Origin of the sequence: Colwellia chukchiensis (assembly GCF_002104455.1) — a bacterium.
GTDB classification, from domain to species: Bacteria; Pseudomonadota; Gammaproteobacteria; order Enterobacterales; family Alteromonadaceae; genus Cognaticolwellia; species Cognaticolwellia chukchiensis.
Genome location: NZ_NBOC01000040.1, coordinates 1 through 1385, shown reverse-complemented (window position 1 = coordinate 1385; position 1385 = coordinate 1). Strand labels below are relative to the sequence as shown.

Genomic DNA, 1385 nt, shown 5'->3' with positions numbered 1-1385 from the left:
TATAAGATAATCCCCTCTGATATTTTCAGAGGGGATTTTTTTGTGCTTAATAATGAACTAGAGCTTGTTTATGAATCAGTTGAAGAAAGTAGAGATTATGAATCAGTAGTTCAAGCGATAGAACCCGAGTGGATAGAAAAGTCTTTGCTAGCCACAGGAAAAGCCAGTATTCGAAATCGAAGATTACCAGCCCAACAAGCTATTTGGCTTGTTATCTGGATGGGGCTTATACGAAATAAGTCGATAAAAGAGGTTTGTAGCTCTATGGATATTGCGCTACAACCTAGTACCAATAATGAATGGTCTAGAGTGGCTCCAAGTGTGCTCACCGATTGCCGCCGTCGTTTATCTGATTCACCTATGTCATACCTTTTTAAGACAACATTAGAAGCTTGGAAGAGTAAAGCGCTCGGTACTCAAAGCGATATTGGTCTTCATGTATTAGCCGTCGATGGCACAACATTTCGTTGCCAAGATTCTCAAGAAAATGCTGATGAGTTTGGTTTTATATCTAAGACTCATAAACCATATCCACAGTTACGCTTAGTTGGTTTAATGTCGGTTGAAACCCGCTTAATGCTAAGCGCAGCATTTGATGCCTGCAATATTGGCGAAATAAGCTTGGCTCATCGGTTAATGGTTGATACGCCTGATAATTCATTAACACTTTTTGATCGTTGTTATTTTTCTGCGGATTTATTTACTCAATGGCAAAGCGCAGGCAATGAACGTCACTGGTTAACACCAATAAAGAATAAAATGCGTTATGAAATTATAGAGGAGTTTGCAGCAAATGATCTTCTTATTGATATGCCTGTATCTCCACAAGCAAGAAAACAAAATCCTAGCCTACCTGAAAAGTGGCGAGCTAGGTTTATTGCTTACCAAGAGCCTAAAGGAGAGATAAAAGGGTTTATCACTTCCCTCATTGATCCTGATAAATATCCGTTAGAATCAATATTAAATATTTATTGGCAACGCTGGGAGATTGAAGAAGGTTACGGAGAGTTAAAGCAAACACAACTTCAAAATAAAATCACACTACGAAGTCGATTTGTTGATGGTGTAAAGCAAGAGCTGTGGGGCGTGTTAATTGCGTATAACCTGATACGACTAGAAATGGCCGCCATTGCAGAAGAGGCAAAAGTTGAACCGACGAGAATTAGTTTCACCGCAGCGATTAGCTTAATTGATACGCAACTTCGGTGGCTTGCTTTATCGCCTGACGGAAAACTCCCAATAAAGTTGAAGCAAATGAGAGCAGATATAAAACACTTCATACTTCCAGATAAAAGAAAGCACCGAACGTTTCCACGTTCGGTGCTTTATATTCCGAGCCGATATCCGTTGCGATATAAGGAATGATCCTTATCCGAACGGCATTA

1 protein-coding gene is annotated in these 1385 nt (G+C 39.7%); it reads left to right on the top strand.

What is annotated here, in order from left to right; all coding sequences use genetic code 11:
• The first annotated feature begins 42 nt into the window (after positions 1-42).
• Positions 43-1365, top strand: coding sequence for an IS4 family transposase (locus B6K83_RS18060; protein WP_085286232.1), 1323 nt, complete (start codon positions 43-45; stop codon positions 1363-1365).
• Positions 1366-1385: the final 20 nt, after the last annotated feature.